This is a genomic window from Microcystis panniformis FACHB-1757 (assembly GCF_001264245.1).
Classification (GTDB): Bacteria; Cyanobacteriota; Cyanobacteriia; order Cyanobacteriales; family Microcystaceae; genus Microcystis; species Microcystis panniformis.
In genome coordinates, this window is record NZ_CP011339.1 from 148514 (window position 1) to 167456 (window position 18943).

At 41.8% G+C, this 18943-nt stretch carries 18 protein-coding genes and 1 pseudogene; 10 read left to right on the forward strand and 9 right to left on the reverse strand.

Annotated elements, in window-relative coordinates; genetic code table 11:
* The first annotated feature begins 330 nt into the window (after positions 1 to 330).
* The 6 genes from VL20_RS00765 (at position 331) to VL20_RS26785 (ending at position 6400) form a co-directional block, all read left to right on the forward strand.
* Complete coding sequence (locus VL20_RS00765) at positions 331 to 4335, forward strand: HEAT repeat domain-containing protein (protein ID WP_052275312.1); 4005 nt, start codon at positions 331 to 333, stop codon at positions 4333 to 4335.
* Positions 4336 to 4467: 132 nt separating this feature from the next.
* Positions 4468 to 4731 (forward strand): type II toxin-antitoxin system Phd/YefM family antitoxin, encoded by a 264-nt coding sequence (locus VL20_RS00770; RefSeq protein ID WP_002790841.1) that lies wholly within the window; start codon positions 4468 to 4470, stop codon positions 4729 to 4731.
* Positions 4731 to 5039: a type II toxin-antitoxin system RelE family toxin gene (locus VL20_RS00775; RefSeq protein ID WP_002750216.1), complete on the forward strand. Its 309-nt coding sequence runs from the start codon at positions 4731 to 4733 to the stop codon at positions 5037 to 5039. The genes VL20_RS00770 and VL20_RS00775 overlap by 1 nt, the downstream gene beginning before the upstream one ends.
* Positions 5040 to 5087: 48 nt before the next feature.
* Positions 5088 to 5297: a hypothetical protein gene (locus VL20_RS00780; protein WP_052275313.1), complete on the forward strand. Its 210-nt coding sequence runs from the start codon at positions 5088 to 5090 to the stop codon at positions 5295 to 5297.
* Between the two features lies 1 nt (position 5298).
* A complete protein-coding gene (locus VL20_RS00785; RefSeq protein ID WP_052275314.1) occupies positions 5299 to 5808 on the forward strand; it encodes a HEAT repeat domain-containing protein in 510 nt (169 codons plus the stop codon).
* A 1-nt stretch (position 5809) separates the two neighbouring features.
* Positions 5810 to 6400: a HEAT repeat domain-containing protein gene (locus tag VL20_RS26785; protein ID WP_128575112.1), complete on the forward strand. Its 591-nt coding sequence runs from the start codon at positions 5810 to 5812 to the stop codon at positions 6398 to 6400.
* Between the two features lie 389 nt (positions 6401 to 6789).
* Here the strand turns inward: VL20_RS26785 and VL20_RS00795 are convergent, their stop codons facing one another.
* The 4 genes and pseudogenes from VL20_RS00795 to murQ all read right to left on the reverse strand — a co-directional run bounded on the left by VL20_RS00795 (position 6790) and on the right by murQ (position 10583).
* Entirely contained in the window at positions 6790 to 7368 is a 579-nt protein-coding gene (locus tag VL20_RS00795) for an esterase/lipase family protein (protein ID WP_052275315.1), read from the reverse strand.
* Between the two features lie 109 nt (positions 7369 to 7477).
* The gene (locus VL20_RS00800) at positions 7478 to 7876 is read right to left on the reverse strand and encodes a DUF4164 domain-containing protein (protein WP_052275316.1); all 399 of its coding nucleotides are present in this window, start codon (positions 7874 to 7876) and stop codon (positions 7478 to 7480) included.
* Between the two features lie 180 nt (positions 7877 to 8056).
* Positions 8057 to 9538: a site-2 protease family protein gene (locus tag VL20_RS00805; RefSeq protein ID WP_052275317.1), complete on the reverse strand. Its 1482-nt coding sequence runs from the start codon at positions 9536 to 9538 to the stop codon at positions 8057 to 8059.
* Between the two features lie 125 nt (positions 9539 to 9663).
* Positions 9664 to 10583: pseudogene (murQ, locus tag VL20_RS00810) on the reverse strand (N-acetylmuramic acid 6-phosphate etherase).
* A 195-nt stretch (positions 10584 to 10778) separates the two neighbouring features.
* On the opposite strand from murQ, the gene rplU reads away from it, so the two are divergent.
* From rplU to VL20_RS00825, 3 genes are all read left to right on the forward strand, one after another.
* Positions 10779 to 11168 carry a 50S ribosomal protein L21 gene (gene rplU / locus VL20_RS00815; protein ID WP_046662996.1) on the forward strand — a complete coding sequence of 130 codons (390 nt, stop codon included), beginning with the start codon at positions 10779 to 10781 and terminating at the stop codon, positions 11166 to 11168.
* A gap of 34 nt (positions 11169 to 11202) precedes the next feature.
* Entirely contained in the window at positions 11203 to 11472 is a 270-nt protein-coding gene (gene rpmA / locus VL20_RS00820) for a 50S ribosomal protein L27 (protein WP_002744094.1), read from the forward strand.
* Between the two features lie 146 nt (positions 11473 to 11618).
* Positions 11619 to 12551, forward strand: a complete 933-nt coding sequence (locus tag VL20_RS00825) for a phytanoyl-CoA dioxygenase family protein (protein WP_052275318.1) — start codon at positions 11619 to 11621, stop codon at positions 12549 to 12551.
* Positions 12552 to 12764: 213 nt separating this feature from the next.
* On the opposite strand, the gene VL20_RS00830 is transcribed toward VL20_RS00825, so the two are convergent.
* The 3 genes from VL20_RS00830 to accA all read right to left on the reverse strand — a co-directional run bounded on the left by VL20_RS00830 (position 12765) and on the right by accA (position 14525).
* Positions 12765 to 13118 carry a HepT-like ribonuclease domain-containing protein gene (locus VL20_RS00830; protein WP_002744095.1) on the reverse strand — a complete coding sequence of 118 codons (354 nt, stop codon included), beginning with the start codon at positions 13116 to 13118 and terminating at the stop codon, positions 12765 to 12767.
* Complete coding sequence (locus tag VL20_RS00835; RefSeq protein ID WP_052275319.1) at positions 13108 to 13398, reverse strand: nucleotidyltransferase family protein; 291 nt, start codon at positions 13396 to 13398, stop codon at positions 13108 to 13110. The genes VL20_RS00830 and VL20_RS00835 overlap by 11 nt, the downstream gene beginning before the upstream one ends.
* A gap of 137 nt (positions 13399 to 13535) precedes the next feature.
* The gene (gene accA / locus VL20_RS00840) at positions 13536 to 14525 is read right to left on the reverse strand and encodes an acetyl-CoA carboxylase carboxyl transferase subunit alpha (protein ID WP_002760280.1); all 990 of its coding nucleotides are present in this window, start codon (positions 14523 to 14525) and stop codon (positions 13536 to 13538) included.
* A gap of 435 nt (positions 14526 to 14960) precedes the next feature.
* Between accA and VL20_RS00845 the strand changes: the two genes are divergently transcribed.
* Complete coding sequence (locus VL20_RS00845; RefSeq protein WP_052278341.1) at positions 14961 to 15908, forward strand: fused MFS/spermidine synthase; 948 nt, start codon at positions 14961 to 14963, stop codon at positions 15906 to 15908.
* A 209-nt stretch (positions 15909 to 16117) separates the two neighbouring features.
* On the opposite strand, the gene recJ is transcribed toward VL20_RS00845, so the two are convergent.
* Positions 16118 to 18400 carry a single-stranded-DNA-specific exonuclease RecJ gene (recJ, locus tag VL20_RS00850; protein ID WP_052275320.1) on the reverse strand — a complete coding sequence of 761 codons (2283 nt, stop codon included), beginning with the start codon at positions 18398 to 18400 and terminating at the stop codon, positions 16118 to 16120.
* Between the two features lie 276 nt (positions 18401 to 18676).
* Positions 18677 to 18931, reverse strand: coding sequence for a MoaD/ThiS family protein (locus VL20_RS00855; protein ID WP_002760275.1), 255 nt, complete (start codon positions 18929 to 18931; stop codon positions 18677 to 18679).
* Positions 18932 to 18943 lie beyond the last annotated feature (12 nt).

The window sequence follows — 18943 nt, forward strand, 5'->3', positions numbered from 1 at the left end:
CGGCAATTGCGTCCTGTAGGGGCGAAGCATTCGGACAATAACCTATCGCTGAAACCAGAGATTTTCTATCCGAATGCTTCGCCCGTACTTTTTCAGCAGACCCTAAATATTGCCGTAACGCACCAACAGAAAAAGTTTTTTATGTGTTAGCAAAGCGCGTAACACATCCTACACCTAATGGCGGGGGGTTGTGGACATTTCTAACGAGAGAATCTGGCAGCCAATCGATTCCGTTGCCAATTTTTCAGAGCTAGTCCCACTATATTGCTTATAATTGAAGATATTAAAAGCGTTAATCCGGATTCCTTCTCGAACTAACAGACAGCATCAATGATTGACTGGACTCCCTATCTCAAATCAATCTCGGACTCGGAAAAGTACGCCCAATGGGAGACATTTTACACCCTCACGGACGTAGAGGGAAAAACACGCCCGTCGAAAACTGCACCTTTGCTAAGGGATTTGTGGGTGCAGACGATTGAAAAAGAACCACAAAACCCACAAGAAAGAGCAGAAAGACCAGAAAAACCCGAAAGATTCACTGTTTTAGATGGTTTACGCAAGTATGCAACTAATCACGTTCTTTTAAAAGGTCGTCCCGGTTCAGGAAAATCGACCGCTTTAGCCAGATTATTATTAGAAGAATCTGTAGGAGCGCAAAGCTTGCGCCTAAATCAACAAAATCAGGCTAAAATCATTCAAATTCCCATTCTCATCGAATTACGCTTGTATGAAACCTCAATTCTTGATTTAATTTTACAATTCCTGAAACGCCATCAATTAATTATTGATAGTAATACCCTAGAAAGTTGGCTGTTAGAAAATCAGAATTTTAGCCCATTATTATTATTTGATGGTATCAATGAATTGCCCTCAGATACTGCACGACAGAAATTAAAAAACTTTCGCCAGCAGTATGCAGAAATCCCGATGATTTTCACCACAAGGGATTTAGGCAGCGACGACTTAGATATTGAAAAAAAGCTGGAAATGCTCCCCCTGACTGGACGACAGATGGAAGATTTTGTCAAGACCTATTTGCCCGAAAAAGGCGAAGAAATGCTTAAACAGTTGGGAAATCGTCTCAAGGAATTGGCAGAAACTCCTCTACTTTTGTGGATGCTTTGTTCAGTTTTTGATAATAATGAAAACAAAATTCCTGCTAATTTAGGCTTAGTTTTCCAGATTTTTACAGGAATTTATGACAAGAAATTAAAAGCAGATGTTCCTACTTACCAAGAATCGCGAGATTGGTGGCGAGAATTGCTGCAAGTGTTAGCTTGGAAAATGACCCAAGGGGAGTCAAAAACCGAGATTCAGGTGGCTATTTCCCGAACAGAAGCAGAGGAAGAATTAAGCAAATTTATCAAAAATAAAGGATTCCCAGAATATTACAGTAAGCAGTGGTTAAAGGATTTACTGAAATATCATCTAATTCACCTAGAAGGTAATGATAAAATTGCTTTTCGCCACCAACTGATTCAAGAATATTACACGGCTGAGGAATTAAAGAAAAAGTTACCCCATCTCAGGGATGAGCAGTTACAGTGGGACTATTTGAATTATCTCAAATGGACGGAACCTATGGCGTTGCTGTTGGGGTTATTGGATAATGAAACCCAAGCAAAACGGGTGGTTAAATTAGGGTTAGAGATTGATTTAAAATTAGGAGCGAGGTTAGCAGGAGAAGTCAACTTTAAGTTTCAAAAGCAGACAGTGGGGTTAGTGCTTGGGTTGGATGTACCGAAACGGTTTAAGGTGGAATTATTGGGATTAACAAAGTCTAATGAAGTTGTTAATGAGTTAAGTCAAGCTTTAAAAGACTCTGATTGGGATGTTCGTAGGAACGCAGTCGAGGCTTTGGCTAATATTGGCTCAGAAACAGCCATTCCGGGATTACTCAAGGCTTTAGAAGACTCTCATGAGTATGTTCGTAGGAAGGCAGCCGAGGTTTTGGCTGAGATTGGCTCAGAAACAGCCATTGCGGGATTATTCAAGGTTTTAGAACACTCTGATAAAGATGTTCGTGGGAAGGCAGCCTTCGCTTTGGGTAACATTGGCACAGAAACAGCCATTCCGGGATTACTCAAGGCTTTAAAAGATTCTGATAAAGATGTTCGTAGCAACGCAGTCGTGGCTTTGTGTAAAATTGGCTCAGAAACAGCCATTGCGGGGTTATTCAAGGTTTTAGAACACTCTGATAAAGATGTTCGTGGGAAGGCAGTCGCGGCTTTGGGTAACATTGCCTCGGAAACAGCCATTCCGGGGTTACTCAAGGCTTTAGAACACTCTGATAATGATGTTCGTAGGAACGCAGTCGCGGCTTTGGGTAACATTGCCTCGGAAACAGTCATTTCTGGTTGGGATGTTCGTCGGAAGGCAGCCTTCGCCTTGGCTGAGATTGGCTCAGAAACAGCCATTCCGGAGTTACTCAAGGCTTTAGAAGACTCTGATAAGAATGTTCGTCGGAAGGCAGCCTTCGCCTTGGCTGAGATTGGCTCGGAAACAGCCATTGCGGGATTACTCAAGGCTTTAGAACACTCTGATGATTATGTTCGTGTGTACGCAGCCTTCGCTTTGGGTAAGATTGGCTCGGAAACAGCCATTGGGGGGTTACTCAAGGCTTTAGAAGACTCTTATGGTTCTGTTCGTGAGAACGCAGCCTTCGCTTTGGGTAAGATTGGCTCGGAAACAGCCATTGGGGGGTTACTCAAGGCTTTGGAAGAATCTAATAAAGATGTTCGTAGGAAGGCAGTCGAGGCTTTGGGTAAGATTGGTTCAGAAACAGCCATTGCGGGGTTACTCAAGGCTTTAGAAGACTCTGATGGGTTTGTTCGTAGTAACGCAGCCGAGGCTTTGGGTAAGATTGGCTCGGGAGCGGCTATTCCGGATTTACTCAAGGCTTTAGAAGACTCTAATGATGATGTTCGTGTGTACGCAGCCTTCGCTTTGGGTAAGATTGGCTCGGAAACAGCCATTGGGGGGTTACTCAAGGCTTTGGAAGAATCTGATTGGTATGTTCGTTGGAAGGCAGCCGAGGCTTTGGGTAAGATTGGCTCAGAAACAGCCATTCCGGGATTACTCAAGGCTTTAGAACACTCTGATGATTATGTTCGTTGGAACGCAGCCGAGGCTTTGGGTAAGATTGGCTCAGAAACAGCCATTCCGGGATTACTCAAGGCTTTAGAAGACTCTTATGGGTTTGTTCGTATGAAAGCAGCCGAGGCTTTGGGTAATATTGGCTCAGAAACAGCCATTCCGGGATTACTCAAGGCTTTAGAAGACTCTAATGAGGATGTTCGTTGGAACGCAGCCTTCGCTTTGGGTAAGATTGGCTCAGAAACAGCCATTCCGGGATTACTCAAGGCTTTAGAACACTCTGATGGGTTTGTTCGTAGGAAGGCAGCCGAGGCTTTGGGTAAGATTGGCTCGGGAGCGGCTATTCCGGATTTACTCAAGGCTTTAGAACACTCTTATGGTTCTGTTCGTGGGAAGGCAGCCGAGGCTTTGGGTAAGATTGGCTCGGAAGCGGCTATTCCGGGGTTACTCAAGGCTTTAGAAGACTCTGAGGGTTATGTTCGTAGGTACGCAGCTGAGGCTTTGGGTAATATTGGCACAGAAACAGCGATGACTGAACTTATCAAATGCCTGAAAAATCCTGATTTTGTCACATTAAATAATGGCGATACTCTCTCTCAAGCTAGAAAAGCACTAGACACAATTCAAAACAAACTTAAATACTATCACCCCCTCTCCCAACCCATGAATCAACAAGTTTACATCTCCTACAACTGGCAGGAAGACAGCAACGAAATGGCTAATCAACTCGTCCAAGCTTTTGCCGCTAAAGGAATTGAGATTATTCGGGATAAAACCCACACCACCTATAAAGACTCCATCAAAAACTTTATGCAGCAAATTGGACAGGGGAAATGTGTCGTCGCCGTCATCAGCGATAGATACTTAAAATCAGAAAACTGTATGTTTGAATTAGTAGAAATTGCCAGAAATGGTGACTTTTATCAAAGAATATTCCCGATTATTTTACCAGATGCCATAATTCATAAAGACTTCGAGCGCATAGACTACCTGAAATATTGGGAAGACGAAAAAGCAAAACTACAAGCCAAATACAAACAAATTGATTTAGCTAAAACTAATAGTATCCTAGAGACAGTAAACTTATATGATGAAATCAGGGGCAATATTGATAATCTAACTAACATTCTTAAAGATATGAATACTCTCAATATCGACTTACACCGCCAATCGGAATTTGCAGCTATGATTAAAGCAGTAGAAACTAAGCTTGCAGAGGATAGTCAAAATATTTAACTAAATCCCAGAATGATTGTTTTAAAAGATAAAGGCTAAAGGTGATATTCCTGACTATACCCAATTTGTTCTCTGTAACTCATTTGAACGATAACTGCTATAATCATTAGTTGATAACTTTTAATTGCTGACATGACTAAATATCTAAACATTACTGAAACAGGACAAAAGCTGGTTGAATGGTCTGAGCAAATGACTGACGAACCTATTATTATTACCAAAGAAGGTCAACCCATTATGGTTGCCCTGAATTACGCTCAAATTGAATCTTGGTTGGAAACTCTTGATATTTTAGAAGACAAAGAGTTTGCCGAAATCCTATCTGAAGCGATTCAACAGGATCAATCAGGACAAAGAATTACTTGGGAAGATGCTAAAAAACAACTGGGTTGGTAATGGAATATCAAATACAATTAATTCCTCTTGCTTTAAGCTTTTTATCTAAAATTACCGATAAACGCATTCAGCAAGAAATTCGCAAACGGATTGAAAAGCTAAAAATTGAACCGGATAAACAAGGTAAAGCCCTTTCAGGTAAACTTAAAGGATATCGTAGCGTTAGGGCAGTTGGTCAAAGATATCGGATTGTCTATCGTGTTGAAGAAGCTCAAATTATTGTTATTGTTATTGGAGTTGGAATTCGTAAACAAGGTGATAAGAAAGATATTTATGCCCTTCTTGAAAAATTAATTAATAATGAATAAAATATGGGTTATGACAGAACTGCTAAACCAATAGGTTCTTGCTGAATCGTGAGATATACACCTATTACTTTTTCAGAGATAGCCAGTTTTGGAGAGGATAGTCAAAATATTCCTGCTTCTTCTGAAAAAAACGCATCCCTATCATCTATTACCTATGATTTCAGAGGAGCTACCATTGGCAATTTAGCTCATAATGTGCAAGGAAACCAACAGAATTATCCCCAGCAACCTAATAACAATAACCCAGAGGAAAAATAACATGGTTCAGCAACTTAATAACACCCAAATCGCCATCAATACTTTATTGAATAAACTCAACGATTCTCTCCCCCAGATCCGCGCTAAAGCTGCCGAAGCCTTGGGCAAAATTGGCAATAGCAGCCTTGCCGATACCTTAGTATCCCATTTAATAGGAGAAAATGATCTTAATGTTCGCCTAAATCTGATTCGAGCTTTAGGAGAAATTGGCAATGAATCCGCAATTCCTTATCTAGCTTCCTACTTATCTGATACTAATCCCGATATTCGGATAATCACGGCGGAATCTCTCGGAAAAATTGGTGGTGAAAAAGCAATATCCTATCTCATTCAATCCCTACAAGATACGGAAGTAAAAGTTCGTGTCACAGCCACAATTGCTTTAGGTGAAATTGGACTAGAAGATGTTATTCCTGATCTAGTAAATGTTTGTTACGATGAAGATGATAGCGTTCGTTTCAGTGCTGTTGATGCCCTCGGCAAAATTGGCTCTCGTTATGCAGTAAACTGATATGAAATTGAGTACAGAATCCCTCGATTTAGTTATCAGAACTCTTGCCAAAAGACTATTCACAGACAAGAATCCAAGTATTCGGATTAAAGCCGCTCAATCCTTAGCTAAACTTGCCACCGAAAAAGCCATTCCCACTCTATGTCAAGCCCTAGAAATTGAAGCCGATCTTAATGTCAGTTTTGCCATTATGGATGCTATAATTGTCATCAGTAATCTTCAATCTTTTAATCCTATGTCAGAAACTCCTAAATATGACCTTCGTGGAGCAAATATTGCTAACTTTGCCGATACGGTACAAGGAGATCAAAAAGCCGTTCAACATAATTACGCCACACCCCAAAATTTAGCCGAAGCCGCCCAAGAAATCCAACAACTTATCAGCCAACTCACCCAAACTTATCCCACTAATACCGAAATTGAAAAACAAACTTTTGTCGCACAAGTTGACGCAGAAATCAAGAAAAATTCTCGCTTAAGAAGCATTTTAATCCCGGGAGGAATTGAATTAATTAAAGTCCTCTGTCCTCCCCTCGGTATTCCCATTGAAATGGGTAAAAAATGGCTAGAAACTGCTAATTTAAGTGATTAAACCTAGAGGTTTAATAATCTTCTAATGATAGAAATCCCGAAGTCCGCCGCTGATGCGTTTCATTTTTGAATTAGCACAATTATAACCATAAGTCAAGCTTTTTTGATGATAATTAGGGTTTGCTGAATAAATTTGAAATGTAGGCAAAGTAAAGGTTTTGGGGCTTTTCTCGCTCCCACAGGTGCAAGATTTTGAGAGAATCGTCGTTCAAAACCTTGCGTCTTCATCGGCCCGCGTCCTGTAGGGGCGAAGCATTCGGACAATAACCTATCGGTGAAAAGGTAGATTTTCTATCCGAATGCTTCGCCCGTACTTATTCAGCAAACCCTAATTAACTTTTTGTTGGTGATATTTTGACCTTGTTCTGGTATTGGAGAGAACCAGTATTTCTATTCTAATAAAGTCTCTTTAATTGTTGTTAAAACTTTACTATCTTTGACCATCCAAGCATGAAGCAATACGGGAATGGAAATTTCTTTGCCCACCGATAAACGGGAACTATGGGCAGGAAATATCATTAAATCGTAGGGAGTCCAGATAATTGTGGTTTTAATTTTATTTAAAATTTGTTGACAATCTTTATTTAAATCCTCTAGAAATTGACTCCCCGGCTGCATTTGTCTAATCCCATCTAAGGGTAAACTATACGCGGTTAAAGTGCCTCGATTCGGAGCAGAAATATTTAGGTAACGTTGCACTCTTGCCACTCCTCCCAATCTTTGCAGGTAGTAGCGGGTAATTAATCCTCCCATACTAAACCCAATCAGATCTACTTTCTGCTCTTTAGCAAAGTTTTTCTCGATATAATTCTCCACCTGACCGGCTAAAACTTCTAACTTTTTGTAACCATGATTGGGAATTAGATTAAAACTATGCACCTGCCAACCATGATAGTTTAAATACTCGCTCATCGGTTTAAAAACAGCAGTAGTGTCCAGAAAACCATGCACTAAAACGACAGGATTCATAGATGAGGGTTTATCCTTGAATTTCAGATCTATTCTAACGGATGATCGGGGTAATGAGCGAAAAATTTTTGGGAAGAGCCTATCTACTAGGTACGGCTACCGGCAACTTCTAAGGATTAGGGAAAAAACCAAAAAGTTTAGCGGCACCTCCTAAAATAGCGACCACCAATGCTATCAGAATCCCTCGATTGGTGAATTCCTGATAGGCAACCCTTGCAGTTAATCCATTGATTTTTTCGTCTAAAGCTTTAATATCTCCCTTGAGTTCGGCCTGTCCTATTTCTACTTTAGTTAACCGGTCTTCTACCTTGTCAAATCTCTCATCAATACGTTTTTCCAGAGAGTCGATTTTCTCATCAATACGTTTTTCCAGAGAGTCGATTTTCTCATCAATACGTTTTTCCAGAGAGTCGATTTTCTCATCAATACGTTTTTCCAGAGAGTCGATTTTCCCCTCAATCCTTGTCAGGACAGCTTCTAGGGAATAAGTGACAGTTTCGTTAGACATTTTGAGCAACTCCAAAAGTCAAATCTTTAGGGGTAAATGCTGGAGGCTATATTTTACGGAAAAATCAGGGGTCTATAGGCAGACACGGATTCCCATTATAAGAAAATTATAAGTCAAGAATTGAGTTTTTGTCAAGCTTTTTTTTGACGGCAATCAATGGCAAGAATTTCGGGGAAGTATTTAGCCACCGATGCCTAAACGTCCCGCTAAACTAGGGCTTAAAGGAATCAGAGTCGCTAACATTAAAAAGAGCAGTAATAAACCCCAACCAGCGCGGGTGTCATCGGGTTCGGTTAACTCGTTTAAATTAGGTCTTTCCAACTCTCTTTGTAAAAAAGCGACCAAAATTGTCCAATAGAGAGGAATGGGATTACTGGGATTAACTAAGGAAATAATGCCCAAAATAACCAAAGTGGCCACAGTGGTGCGGCGGGCAATTTTGCGACCATAAATAGCCTGAACAATTCTACCACCATCTAACTGTCCGGCGGGCAGTAAATTAAGGGCAGTAATCACCAATCCTAACCAACCGATAACAGTTAAAGGATGCACGGAGATAACAGCATTTTGTAACTCGTCGCCCAAAAATATCCGGGCTAAAGAACCCACTAAAATTGAACTTTGGAAAAAGTTACTAGGGATTTGAAAAAGGCTGGCCGAATTAGATAAAGTCAGTCCAACGATTAACAAGATTAAAGAAACCAAACCTCCCAAAGCAGGACCAGCGAAAGCTATATCAAATAGAACACTGCGGTTAGGTAATAAAGATTCAAAACGAGTAATCGCCCCAAAAGAACCAATCTGCCAAGTGGGAAGAAAATAGGGTAAACTGAGACGAACATTATGGCGTTTAGCGATAATTAGATGACCGATTTCGTGGGCAATTAATACCGACCATAAACCCAAACTCAGGGGAATTGCTTCTCGATATCTCTGCCAATTACCAAACAAATCAAAACCTAATAGAATTCCAGCTGCTTCTAAGCTAGTGACAAGGGTGGCGACTAACAAAACTAAAGAGAGATTTTTTTGAGCAAGAGTAGCAGGACTAGGATCGTTAGTTTTGGGAAGGATAATTACCACCGGTTTTTCCTCGGTTCCTTCCACCAGAAATAAACGATATTTATCGCCAAAATGATTACTTAATTTCTGGGTTAAGCGCGAGTGAACTAGATCCGGTTCTCCCCGTAAATTGCCTTTAAAAATCGCCCCTTCCTGAAAAGAGATAGTTTCGGTGGCAAAAAAAGTATCTATACCAAAAATACTCTGAATAACTTTTAAATCCTGTTCGGAAATTGGCATCACATCCGGCACAATTGCTGTCACCGCTGCCGGGATTTCTAGAGGAGTAACGGACTGGCTGACTGCTGGGTTAACTTTCGGTTCAATTATCTGATTGGTTTTCAGTAAGCGTAAACGGTTGCCCAAATAAATATAGATAATGGTGGAAGCAACCAGTAAAAAGAGAATTACCGCTAGATTGAGATAAATTCCCGCCGCAAATAGCCCGAAAAAAATTAACCAAGGAGCAATTAGTACCAAGGATTGTAACCAAGGTAAAATTCCCAGTTGGCCGTAGGGTTTAGCCCGATAAAAACTCCAAGTCAAGATAGCACCAGCGACGAGGAAAATAACAGCGATCGCAGCAATTTCCGAAGAAATAAGCTAAACGGCTTTTACTTCGGATCACCGATATAGACTCCAAAAGGGTTATAGCTATTGGATCATGCAGGTTAAGTGCCGTTTAGCTTATTAACCATAGGAAAGTCAAAATTAATAGGTTTTTATCAATCAATTTGATTATAAGCTTGCAGGGCGGCCCGTAATTGCCCTCGATGCTTTTGTAACAATTCTTGTCCTGCCGCCGCCGAAAGTCCCGTTTTCTGCATTAACAAAGCCAGTTTAACCCGGCGGCCACTTTTTTCCAGTAAAACAGCCGCTTCCTCGCGACTAACATCGGTAAGGTGGCAGATAATTCGCAGGGCGCGGTCATGGAGTTTATGATTAGTAACAGCCACATCGACCATCTGGTTGCCGTAAACCTTGCCTAACATTACCATTGTCCCTGTGGAAAGGATATTTAAAGCCATTTTCGTCACCGTTCCCGCTTTCAGACGGGTGGAGCCGGCCAGAAGTTCTGGTCCGGTCAATAAGCGGATATCCACATCCACCGCAATCTCCACCTGTTCGGCGGGGACACAACTAATAGCAATCGTCGTCGCACCCCGCTGTTTTGCCGCCTGTAAAGCCCCGTGAACGTAGGGAGTAGTACCCCCGGCGGTAATCCCCACTACCACGTCTAATTCGTGAATTTCTCGCTGGGCAATAATCGCCGCTCCATCTTCCGCTTTATCCTCCAAATCTTCGGAACTACGCACCAGCGCCGCCGCTCCACCGGCAATAATTCCCTGTACCAATTCCGGGGGAGTGCAGAAGGTGGGGGACATTCGGCCGCGTCCAAAACCCCCAGCCGGCCACTGGTTCCTGCTCCAATGTAAAAGAGTCTGCCACCTTTAGCCAGAGCTTGACCGGTCAGGGAGATTGCCAGGGCCAATTCTTGCCGGGCCATGGCGATCGCTTTTAGGGTTTGGGCATCCTCCTGATTGAAGAGATCCACCAATTCGAGCGGGTTTAATTGGTCTAAATTTAGGCTGTTTGGGTTAATTTGTTCGGTTAACAGGTGTCCTCTGCTTTCCCACTGTTCCATAACGGTTTAATTGAGCTTTTTGTAAGATTATTTTTAGTATATAGCGAATCGGTGGGCTAAAAGCTTGACAATTGCCCCCCGAATATTAGATGATAGGAAATTGTGTCAATTCCTGCTCGGATCAGGTGAAGACATTAGCACAAAAGCTGGAATTTTTTTCAGCTACCTGTACGGCAAAACGAGCGCAGAAAATTTATGAGTTACGCGATTATTGAGACCGGTGGCAAACAGATTCGGGTGGAACCCGGTCGCTATTACGATATCGAACTTCTTCCCGTCGATGAACAAAGTACCCATACCATCGACAAAGTGCTATTAATCCATGATGAGGATGATATTAGCATCGGTCAGCCCTTTATCGAAGGGGCCACCGTCGAAGGCACTGTCATGCAACATCGTCGGGGCAAAAAAGTTATTGTCTATAAAATGCGCCCGAAAAAGAAAACCCGTAAAAAACGCGGTCATCGTCAAGAAATTACCCGTTTTATGATTGATTCAATCAATTATAACGGTAAAACTCTAGTCGCCACTGCTGCTACCTCCGGCGCTGAAGTTGTGGAAGATAGTAGCGATAAAGAAGAATAACTTTTACAATCAAAAAAGCATTTGGAGAGAAATTATGGCTCATAAGAAAGGTACGGGTAGTACCCGCAACGGACGCGATTCTCGTTCCCAGAGACTAGGCGTTAAGCGCTACGGTGGTCAAGTGGTAAAAGCGGGAAATATTCTCATCCGTCAACGGGGTACTAAAGTTCACCCGGGTAAAAATGTTGGTCGTGGTGGCGATGATACTTTATTCGCTTTAATTGATGGTGTGGTCAAATTTGAATACAAGGATAAAAGTCGCCGTCAAGTTAGCGTTTATCCCGCTGAAGTTAGCGCCAGTTAATCCCATCAACCCTGATTAATTTTTTCCCTGTAACCTCCTAACTCACCCTAGGGGGTTTTTCAAATAATTTATATCTGTTGACAGGGTAGATCGAACACTCATGGATTAAAATAGTCCGAAAGTAGCTCGGAAAAGATGAACTGAGTATGATTCTTAAAATTGCCGATATCTTAAAAAATTTGCCCTGGTCTTTCGATTCTACGGCCGAATTACCCTGGTTGGATCGCTCGCGAGCAGAAAAATCCCTGCAAAAAGCTCGTCAACAACGGCGAATTTCCGAACGAGAATATCAACTCCTTGACCATTGGCGAGAATTGGGTTATTGTGTTGTCAAAGATTTAATTCCCGCAACGGCGATCGATAATTTAGTAGCGGAATTAGCCGATTTATTTTTCCTAGAATCGGCTATCCCCGGATTAAGAATTGAAGGCATTCAAGCAGAAAATCTACCGGCGAGTTTGAGTCACGAGCAAGTTTTAGCCCTAGATATGGAGCAAAGAAAAGCCTTAGTTAATTCTATTTGGCGACTCCATGCCTTTCATGAGATTTCTCCCACTGCTCGAGCAATTTTTGACAATCAAAATCTGAGAGCTTTAGTTAATTTAATTATTGGCAAATCCTGCGAACCGAGATATTCCATCAACTTCCTGCACGGTACAGAGCAGGGGCTGCACGAGGATATGGCAGTTTTTTATGTTCATCCTGCTAATCATTTAGTCGGTGTTTGGATTGCCTTGGAAGATATTTCCGCCGATGCTGGCCCGCTAATTTTTTATCCTAAATCTCATAAAAATATCCAAGTAACTGACTTTTTTCCAGACTATCCCGCCGTCAATCTTAAAAATATTACTGCCGAGCAAATTCCCCAATACCAAGATTATGTTAACCAGCGCGCTCAGAATTATGACTGTCAATCATTTACTGCTAAAAAAGGAGAGATTCTTCTCTGGCACGGAATGTTAATTCATGGTGGTGGGAAGATTAATAATACCCTGCTAACCCGTAAATCGATGGTCATTCATTTTATTGCCGAGGGTGGCGATTACAACGATCGGGCTTTGGGACCTTTTAATTGGTAAGATTAATTTACCACTAATAACTCGGAAATAATCGGAATAATACTAAATCCGTTTAGTATAGGCTACTTATGAGGAGAGGCAATAGGGGTAATAGATAATCCGTCTTTAATAACTGGATTTAGTATAACATCGGATTTTAACAGGTCAAAAGTCTTATTTTAAAAGGGTTTTACCATCATTCAGCAAGCCCTAAATATGACAAATGCCCCGCAACTATTCCGGGTCTGTTTCCCTTGCTAATACTTCTTGTAGTTGTGGTACTAAGGTCGGCAAATCTTCTCGAATTGTTGCCCAAATTCTACTTAAATTAACTTGAAAATATTCGTGAGTTGCAACATTTCTCATTCCTGCCATTAAACGCCAAGGAATAAGAGGATAGCGAGACTGAATTTCCTTCGGTACATTTCTAGTTGCTTCTCCGATAATAATAAAATCATAGAGAACCGCTTTGATATTTGTTTGATTCTTGGCAAATTCCTCAAACGTCATTGCCTTTGTTCGCTGTTCAATTTCACTGATAGATTCTAAAATGTCTTGAAGGCGAAGTCGCCAATCTCTAGAAGGCATTGATCAGATCCTCAAGCACAGGTTCCCGTAAATGTTCTCTTAAGGCATCCTGAGTTCCTAAATCCACAGAGCATCCCAGAATATCTTCTAAATAATACTGTACTTGCAGAAGTTGAAAAAAACCACCTTGTCGATCGAATTCTACTAACAAATCTACATCACTATCGGCATCAGCTTTATCCCTGGCCACTGAACCAAATAAAGACAAAGATTTCACCCCTAGTTTTTGTAACTGTTCTCGGTGTGCCTCTAGAATTGCCAGCACCTCGTCCCGTTTCATTTGGTGTGTCCTTGAACCTGCCATCAATATTATAGCTTTGTCGGTGCAACCCTTAAACTGAAGCTGAAATCTTCCAAATCTACAAAACAAACTAATCACTGAAAACTCACATCTGATAACTGCTCACTGCTCACTGATTAAGCTGTAGCTTCTAAAAATACGCCTAAATTGCGGAATTTTTGATAACGAGATTCGCGCCGTTGTTGGGGAGTTAACAAAGATAAAGCCTCTAAATTTTCACTAATAGCGGCTTTTAAATTGGCTGCCGCTCTAATCGGATCAGCATGGGCCCCTCTGGAGGGTTCAGGAACGATCTGATCGATAATATTTAACTCTTTTAAATCTTTTGAGGTAATTTTGAGGGCAACTGCCGCTTTATCGGATTTTTTGGCATCTTTCCAGAGAATGGCGGCACAAGCTTCAGGAGTCGCCACGGTATAGACAGAATGCTCTAACATTAACAGGCGATCGCCGACACCAATGCCCAAAGCACCGCCCGAACCACCTTCGCCAATAACAGTACAAATGATCGGCACATCTAAACGGAACATCTCCCGGAGATTATAGGCGATCGCTTCCCCTTGACCTAATTTTTCCGCTTCCACCCCCGCCCAGGCGCCGGGGGTATCAATAAACGTTAAAATTGGCTGATTAAACTGATGGGCGTGTTCCATTAAACGCATGGCTTTACGATAACCACCGGGGGCAGCCATGCCGAAATTTCTAGCCACATTATCCTTAGTATCCCGGCCTTTTTGATGTCCGATAATCACCACGGGACGACCGTTAAAACGGGCAACACCACCCACAAGAGCGGGATCGTCGTAACCACCGCGATCACCGTGTAACTCGAACCATTCATCGGTGATTGCCTGAATATAGTCTAGGGTACTGGGGCGCCGGGGATGACGAGCTAATTGTAGCCTTTGGGAAGGGGTGAGATTGCTAAAAATCTCACGACGTAATTGATTAGCTCGTTCGTCTAGTTGACTAATTTGTTCCGAGACATCTACGCTATTTTCTTGGGCTAATTCTTTAATCTGTTCGATGCGGGATTCTAATTCGTAGAGGGGTTTCTCAAAATCTAGGAGAAAAATCTTTTTCTCGGTAGTCTCGTTTTTGGTCATAGGTTAGTGGCTAGAAATTTACTTGGAGCTAAGTAGGTAGGCGTTAAAAATTATCAAATACCCCCCTTGTCAAGGGGGGATTAAGGGAGGATTAAGGGGCGATCGGCACCCCCCTTATCAAGGGAGATCCCCCCGCCTATCGGCACCCCCCTTATCAAGGGAGATCCCCCCGCCTATCGGCACCCCCCTTATCAAGGGAGATCCCCCCGCCTATCGGCACCCCCCTTATCAAGGGGGGCAGGGGGAATCAGAGGCAAAATCTATCTTCAATTTAATTATAACTACTTACTTAATCTTTTCTAGCTTACCGTTTTTCAGCGATCGATTATCGGCAGCTTCGGGATAACCTGGAATTATCTCCAGGTTATCGATCGAATTTTGTCAATTGTTGTATAATGATAGATCGTGCCTTTTTCACCCCAAGGAGGATTAGTTATGGCAGGAAGTGAACTAAAAGCGGATCTATGGGTTAACGAATATATTACCCCCTGGGACATTTATAGTCATGGGGTTTCGCGGATTTTAGCCTACAAAAAAACCGCTTTTCAGGAGATGTATATTGTTGAGTCGGGGGCCTATGGAAAAGCCTTGGTACTGGATGGGAAATGGCAATCTTGTACGGGGGATGAATTTATTTATCATGAAGCATTAGTGCAACCGGCAATGATTGCCCACCAAGAAGCCAAAACTGCTTTAATTCTCGGAGGTGGTGAAGGTGCGACAACGCGGGAGTTATTGCGTTGGAAAACAATCGAAAAAGTGATGATGATCGATATCGATGGGGATGTGGTGGCAGCTTGTAAGGAACATCTTCCCGAAATGCACCAAGGCACTTTTGATGATCCTCGTTTTCAGTTAGTTGTGGCCGATGCTTTAGAAGTTTTAGACACCACTAACGATAAATGGGATATTATTATCTCCGATCTGGTTGATCCCATCGGAGAGGGTCCTTCTTTCCCCCTATTCACGAAAGAATACTTTGAAAAACTACAAAGAGTTTTGGCCGAAAATGGCATTGTTGTTGTTCAATCTGGCCCGGTTTCTCCTCCTTCGGTGATGTATCATGCGCGTTTGGTGAATACTTTAAAAGCAGTTTTTCCCTACGTTCATTCCTATTGCGCTCCCACCCCTAGTTATGGTTCCCCTTGGGGTTTTACTCTCTGTGCTAATCATCCTTTAAATACTCGTCCCGATCCCGATGTGGTGGATGAATTAATCAGCGATACAACTACGGGAGGATTACGTTTAATTGATGGCATGAGTTTACTAGGAATGTTACAAACTCCTCTCTATATTCGTCAAGCTATCGCACAAAATACGGAAGTTTATACCCTGGCAAAACCTCCGAAATTCTTCGGTCAAGGAGTAATCAGTAATCAGTAATCAGTGATCAGTAATCAGTTATCAGTAATCAGTAATCAGTAATCAGTTATCAGTAATCAGTTATCAGTAATCAGTTATCAGTTATCAGTAATCAGTAATCAGTAATCAGTTATCAGTAATCAGTAATCAGTTATCAGTAATCAGTAATCAGTTATCAGTAATCAGTTATCAGTTATCAGTTATCAGTTATCAGTAAATAAGAGTTATAATTAAAAATCGATCGAGTCTTCATGATTAAGAATTGCTTGCAGAATTTCTAGGGGAACAGTAGCAAAGTATTGCTGGAGAAAGTTCTCTAGGGCCACCGCTTCTAGAAATTGCTCAATCTTATTAATTTTTGCCTCATGATTGACTAATTCAAAGGATAAATTTTCTTGATTTTTCTTGACTTTAAAGCCATTTTCTGCTAGGGAAATTAATCCTAATTCTAGGGTATGATAGCTGAGGTTTAAGCGGTTTTGTAATTGTTGACAGGAAATGCTGGTTTTAGTTCTAGCTAAATATTTCCCGATCCCGACAAGGTTTATCCATGGGGTGTGAGCGGATTTTTTCAAAGGACTAGCATAGGCAAGAACTAACTTTTTATCCCGTAAAATTGCCTGTTGATATTCCCGGGAAAGTTTTGTCCAATCCCGGGGACATTCCCAGAGAAAAAGGGGATTTAATTGGCTAACTTCTTGACTAATTTCTCGATGGCGATTGTCGATTAAAAAATCTTTTTTATTGCCATAGCTTAAGGATGCTTGTTGATAGGGTTGCAGAGCAATTAAGCGCACTTCATAGCGATTTTTGGAGGTATTAAAATCCAATTCGACTACGGCATCATAACGGGTATCGGCAGCAATTTCATCTTTGTGATGACCCCACCACATACCCGGGAAACCCTGCTCGATTGAACTATCCCAGATATCAAAAGTTGTCCGGAGATAAGCGATTTTTTTGCCCTTGAAATCCTCAAGATTTTTATGCCAAAGATTTTGAAAATAACAATTTTGAATTAATAGCTTCGGTGTCGGATTACCCATCCCGCAGGGTTCCAGTAATTTTAATTCTCGAAATAGACTTTTTCCCAATTGGGAAACCGTCACCACCGCATCCACTTCTATCTGGGAAGAAAGGGAAGTTAAATCAATTCCTGTGCGTCGCAACTGTTGATTAATTCCCTCAATAAATAGGGGTAAATTTTCTAGAGCTAAACTTAAACCTGCGGCCAAAGGATGACCACCAAAACGATGTAAAAGATGGGATTGAGAGGATACTAATTGATAAAGATCGATCTCGCGAATTGACCGAGCGGAACCCTTAGCAAAAGGTGGTTCACTGGTACTTAATAAAATTGTCGGTCGCTGGTATTCTTGGGCAATTTGTCCCGCAACTAATCCTAAAATTCCCGCCGGCCATTGGGGATCATCTAAAATAATTACATTAGTGGTGGAAAGATCAATTCTCTCTAGTTTTTTCTGAACTTGTTTCATAATATCCCGTTGGATTTCTTGGCGACGAATATTGGCTAATTCCGCTTGTTCAGCTAATTCGTGACAACGCTTTTCATCTTCACTGGTGAGTAATTCCACACAAAATCTAGCATCGCCATAAATGCGACTGACGGCATTAATTCGCGGTCCAATACCGAAGGATATATCCATCGGTCTATCTCCGGTTTTGTTACATAAATCGAGTAATTTTTTAACTCCTAAACGCTGAGTATTTTGGAGCTTTTGCATACCTTTTTGGGCTAAATAACGACATTCTCCCGTCAATTTGACTAAATCGGCAATTAAACCAATCGCAACTAAATCCAGTAAATTTTCTAGGGGTTTTCTGGGAATATCTGCAAGGGTTAAATACATCGCTTCCACTAATTTATAAGCAACGGCAACCCCAGAAAGATGATAGAAAGGATGGGTTTCCACAAAATAGCGGGGATTAATCAGGGCAATCACCTCGGGGCGCTCGTCGGGTAGGGTATGATGATCGGTGATGATAATATCGATTCCTAGACTGTTTGCATAGTCAATTTCAGCGATATTCGTGCTTCCCGTGTCACAGGTGACGATTAAACGGGTTCCTTGATGCGCTAGTTTCTCGATACCGGGACAATTGAGGCCGTGGGATTCTTTTTGGCGATCGGGTATGTAATAATCTAACTGTTGATAGGGTGGAAAAAACTGCCCCAATCCTTCCCAAAGGACACTGGTAGCGGTGACACCATCGGCATCAAAATCACCCCAAATAGTCACTTTTTCGCCTTTATTTAGGGCTTTTTCCAGTCTTTTGACGGCGAAGTTCATTTCTTGCCCAAAATCAAAGGGAGTTTTTGACTGATAAGCTTTCTCATCCAGAAACGTCCGCAGAGTCGCCCCATCTTGGACACCGCGATGCCATAATATTTGTGCCACGACGCTGCCATCCGACTCTGGGGTGTAGTCTTGGACTATTTTTAAAAACTCTTGGGGAAGCTCTACCGATGGGGGAATTTGCCAGTTAGACACGGGATATCAGGGAAAAAGTAAAAAAGGTGGCAGTTTTTGTGATTTTCCCTATCTCCATTTAGGGCTTGCTGAATAAATGTGAAATGTAGGCAAGGTAAGGGTTTTGTGGCTTTACGAGCGAAACAGGTGCAAGATTTTGAGAGAATCGTGCTTCAAAACCTTGCGTCTTCATCAGCCCGCGTCCTGTAGGGGCGAAGCATTCGGACAATAACCTATCGGTGAAACCGTAGATTTTCTATCCGAATGCTTCGCCCGTACTTTTTCAGCAAACCCCATTTAGCCACCACTAACGGGGGGAATTAAAACTATCTCATCGCCATTTTCGAGGATTTTCTCTCCCGAAACAAACTGAAGATTAACTCCAAAACGAGTAACGTCGCGCCATCTTTCTAATTGGGGATAGGGGGCTATAATATAGTTTAACACTGCTGCTGCGGAAGTGTGGGCAGGAAATTCGAGGTTTAATTGTGAAGTTTGATAGACTTCTTGATAAATAGCAAATAGTTTTACTGTGATCGTAATCTTTTCCATCTTTACATCAAT

Excerpts from the sequence above, each read along its gene's own strand:
- accA (WP_002760280.1), bottom strand. The coding sequence starts at position 14,525 with ATGACCAAAAACGAGACTACCGAGAAAAAGATTTTTCTCCTAGATTTT.
- VL20_RS00775 (WP_002750216.1), top strand. The coding sequence starts at position 4,731 with ATGGAATATCAAATACAATTAATTCCTCTTGCTTTAAGCTTTTTATCT.
- rplU (WP_046662996.1), top strand. The coding sequence starts at position 10,779 with ATGAGTTACGCGATTATTGAGACCGGTGGCAAACAGATTCGGGTGGAA.
- VL20_RS00765 (WP_052275312.1), top strand. The coding sequence starts at position 331 with ATGATTGACTGGACTCCCTATCTCAAATCAATCTCGGACTCGGAAAAG.
- VL20_RS00795 (WP_052275315.1), bottom strand. The coding sequence starts at position 7,368 with ATGAATCCTGTCGTTTTAGTGCATGGTTTTCTGGACACTACTGCTGTT.
- VL20_RS00830 (WP_002744095.1), bottom strand. The coding sequence starts at position 13,118 with ATGCCTTCTAGAGATTGGCGACTTCGCCTTCAAGACATTTTAGAATCT.
- VL20_RS00835 (WP_052275319.1), bottom strand. The coding sequence starts at position 13,398 with ATGAAACGGGACGAGGTGCTGGCAATTCTAGAGGCACACCGAGAACAG.
- rpmA (WP_002744094.1), top strand. The coding sequence starts at position 11,203 with ATGGCTCATAAGAAAGGTACGGGTAGTACCCGCAACGGACGCGATTCT.
- VL20_RS00855 (WP_002760275.1), bottom strand. The coding sequence starts at position 18,931 with ATGGAAAAGATTACGATCACAGTAAAACTATTTGCTATTTATCAAGAA.
- VL20_RS00785 (WP_052275314.1), top strand. The coding sequence starts at position 5,299 with ATGGTTCAGCAACTTAATAACACCCAAATCGCCATCAATACTTTATTG.
- VL20_RS00845 (WP_052278341.1), top strand. The coding sequence starts at position 14,961 with ATGGCAGGAAGTGAACTAAAAGCGGATCTATGGGTTAACGAATATATT.
- VL20_RS00800 (WP_052275316.1), bottom strand. The coding sequence starts at position 7,876 with ATGTCTAACGAAACTGTCACTTATTCCCTAGAAGCTGTCCTGACAAGG.
- VL20_RS00825 (WP_052275318.1), top strand. The coding sequence starts at position 11,619 with ATGATTCTTAAAATTGCCGATATCTTAAAAAATTTGCCCTGGTCTTTC.
- VL20_RS26785 (WP_128575112.1), top strand. The coding sequence starts at position 5,810 with ATGAAATTGAGTACAGAATCCCTCGATTTAGTTATCAGAACTCTTGCC.
- VL20_RS00770 (WP_002790841.1), top strand. The coding sequence starts at position 4,468 with ATGACTAAATATCTAAACATTACTGAAACAGGACAAAAGCTGGTTGAA.